Source organism: Sutterella massiliensis (assembly GCF_016899755.1).
Lineage (GTDB): Bacteria > Pseudomonadota > Gammaproteobacteria > Burkholderiales > Burkholderiaceae_F > Sutterella > Sutterella massiliensis.
The window spans coordinates 1-1667 of the sequence record NZ_JACJJC010000059.1 but is presented as its reverse complement, the minus strand read 5'-3'; the positions used below and the strand labels follow the sequence as shown (position 1 = coordinate 1667).

Annotated in this window: 1 protein-coding gene and 2 pseudogenes; 1 reads left to right on the top strand and 2 read right to left on the bottom strand. The window is 54.5% G+C overall.

The annotated features are described in order from the left end of the window. Window positions 1-209: pseudogene (locus H6A60_RS11170) on the top strand (SGNH/GDSL hydrolase family protein); the annotation flags it as partial. Between the two features lie 336 nt (window positions 210-545). Here H6A60_RS11170 and H6A60_RS11165 read toward each other — a convergent pair. Further along, a complete protein-coding gene (locus H6A60_RS11165) occupies window positions 546-1322 on the bottom strand; it encodes a GntR family transcriptional regulator (RefSeq protein WP_205104623.1) in 777 nt (258 codons plus the stop codon). 85 nt (window positions 1323-1407) lie between these two features. Then, a pseudogene (locus H6A60_RS11160) lies at window positions 1408-1667 on the bottom strand (amidohydrolase); the annotation flags it as partial.

The window sequence follows — 1667 nt, the reverse complement described above, 5'->3', positions numbered from 1 at the left end:
CGGAGATCGACCTTATCATGCCGGATCATTCTCATCCGACTGCCGCCGGTTCCTATCTTGCGGGTGCAGTCATCTGGTCGACGCTGATGAAGGAATCGCTTGAAGGGAATACCTTTCCGGGCGGCTGCGAGAAGCCGTTGCCGCCCGAAGTCACGCTGAAGCTCCAGAAAGCCGCCTGGGACGTCACGAAAGCCTTCTTCCGTTGGTAAGTAAGCGGCACAGGGCAAGGGCTCGGCTTTAATCGTACCCCTTGCATTTGACAGCAAGAGCGTCTTTTCGTTTTCCTACTCGGCCCTGCCTCTATTCGGGCCGAGTTTTTTATCGAACGGGTCGTAAAACCTCTCCCCGGGGGAGGATATAAGGCCCATCGTGCGCAGCACTGTTACGTGACGTTAATACCTGAACAGTTGAGGACGTATAAAACTGAACGAAATTTCGGACATCGGACAAGTAAAGCTGAACACGACGCTCACGGGGCGTCCCGAACCCAATAGACTAAGCCACCCGAACCGTCCGGAAGCGTCGAACAACTTCGTGAAACGCTCTTAGAAATCGAACGTGAAGTGATAGTGGTTCGTCGTGTAATGCTGTAGTCGGAGCTCAACGGCGATGTTGTTGAACGTCCTTGCGATTCGCCGACCGACTATAACGGGCATCGGATAAGAAAAGCCGTAGCGAGCGCAGAGATCTTCAGCGAGGAGTTCCGCCCTTACCGTCTCGGAGTAGTTGGTAATCGTCACACCACAGGACTTCTGATAAAAAGCATAGAGAAGCCGCTCTTTATGGTGCGCCATCTTTTCTGCGGTCAGCGTCGGAAAGAGTCGCCGAACGAGAAAGTGCTCGTCCAAGCTCACACATTCGTCCCTAGATCTCAAGCGTATGAAGTGCGCCCGCTTCACGTGGATCAGGTCAGCAAAGGGATCGACGCCGAGAAGCTCAGCCTGCTTGCGATCCGCCGGCACGACTTCGAAGAGTTCTAGCGTCGTCCGGGTTGGAACTCGCGGCAAGTTGTCGTCCGGCACGAGGCGCACGAACCGGAACAGCGCATTTTTCGAATCCTCTTCGTAGTCGGCAACGAAAGTGCCCTTGCCCTGCCGCCGAAGCAGAACGCCCTTTTCCGTCAGAATTTTGAGGGCGCTCCTTGCCGTACCGGGCGATACCTTGAAAAGTTCCGCGAGTTTTATCTCGCTCGGCAGCATTTCGCCTTTCTTCCAATGTCCGCTCTCGATCAGTTCCTCGAGCCTTTTAGCCAAGTAGACATAGAGCGGATCCCGAGCGGCAGGCAGATCCCAAGCGTCACTCGACCAGCGATTGTCTCTCATACGCATCTCCCTTCAAGTTGCTCCCCTATCTGCCTGCGCCGCACCGACCGCGAAGCGGGCGATGCGATTTTAAATTTAAAACGACTCAAACAACAGGCGTGGTCTGCAGTCCGTTCTTCATCAGTACGAAGCGCCTGTCCATTTCAAAAGCTTCCGGAAGACTTTGCTCGTCCTGAATGCAAAAGTCGCCGCGATGATGTCCGTGCTCATTACATCCGAAAATGTAGAAGCCTGCTTTGCCGCCGTGCGAGCGGACTTCCCGACAGAGCCAGGTACAGTCTTCGGAGCCCGTGATGTCGTCACGCGTCGAAACATTGTCGATGAATGAAATACCCTTAGCAATGC